Here is a 1,387-nt window from a genome sequence, read left to right as displayed (position 1 = left end):
AGTACGGGCGACCGACAATGAGGCATGGGCACAGAAAACCACAGACATTAGCGCCCAGCTCGGAACCAATGCATCACGCATCAAATCGGTTGAAACCACGATAGCCGAACGGGATAAATCATTTGGTCAGCAGTTTACAGAAATACGTACCAGCGTCGGGGATATCAGGGGGGATGTCGTCACCAATAAGCAGGCCATATCCAGTACACAAAAAGCGGTGGCTGAATCGGCACAACAGGTTCAGGCACAGCTCGGGAAACAGCAGGCTGTTATCAACAGCAAGATGTCAGCGGAATTTGACCTGTCCGGCAATGGGTATGCCATCCACAGTACGAATATCACCATTAACTATAACGGCAGGAAGTATAACGCGGCGGGTATGGTAATTAGTGGTGAGGTGAAGAACGGCAATCTGGAGTCGTACATTGGATTTTCTGCTAATAACTTTGCGTTTTATAACCCCGTTAACGGGAAGATGGAGCCGTTTATGGTGGTCAAAAATGGACAGCTGTTTGCCAGAGATACCTTCATAGAGGACGGCAGCATTACTAACGCCAAAATCGGCAACTTCATTCAGTCCAGAAATTATGTCGCAGGTCAGGCGGGGTGGAAAATTGATAAAGGTGGTTCGGCAGAATTCCACAATGTGACGGTTCGCGGCACTGTTCATGCAACCAGCGGCACGTTCACTGGTACAATAAATGGGACTGATGGTAATTTCAGCGGCACAATATATGCGAACAAAATTGTGGGTGATGTTGTGTCTGTAACATTGGGAAATGTCTCAAATGGGCCCGCTCTAGGCAATTACGGCCGGGAGACGATTTACTTTCATAAGCGGTTACATGAACACATGCCGTATGATCGTATTTTTATTTACGGCCCGATAATGACACAGCTTTATGTTGGCTCTTTGGGTGGAACTGGGAACGCGACCGTTTGTGTCTATGTTGATAACGTGCTTGTAACCAAACAAGGCTTCGATATGAGGCGTAGTGATAAGGGGCCGCAATGCATTTCTGGTACGTTATTTACACCCCCGGTAGTTATTCGCGCTAATACGACACCAACCATTAAAGTGACTCTTGAAGCAAGGGGACTCGGAATAACATATCACAACCCGGGTATTGGCTTACTGTTTAAAGCCAGCAGTCAGTGGACTAATGTATAAGACCGCGTCCATGGACGGATTGATATCAATACCTCGCTCTACGATTAACAGGAACCCCACTATGTACTATTCACAAGGCACAGCCTCAACTGTGTCCGGCTCGGCTATTGTCCGCGGTACGGGCACGAAATTTATCTCCAATATCAACGGCGTTGCACCCGGGCAGTTGATGTTAATCCGGTCTGGCAGCAACACCTTAATCCACCTGATTCAGGC

The 1,387-nt window shown here is 47.9% G+C and carries 1 protein-coding gene; it reads left to right on the top strand.

Annotated features, from left to right (window positions below):
* Positions 1-1,171, top strand: a 1,171-nt coding sequence (locus ABLA76_RS16395; protein WP_348988739.1) for a DUF1983 domain-containing protein, incomplete at its 5' end; no start/stop codon positions are given.
* Positions 1,172-1,387: the final 216 nt, after the last annotated feature.

The organism is Xenorhabdus sp. SGI240 (assembly GCF_040081915.1).
In the GTDB taxonomy this organism is placed as follows: Bacteria; Pseudomonadota; Gammaproteobacteria; order Enterobacterales; family Enterobacteriaceae; genus Xenorhabdus; species Xenorhabdus bakwenae.
The sequence above is the reverse complement of the archived record's forward strand: the minus strand, read 5'-3'. Positions and strand labels throughout refer to the sequence as shown.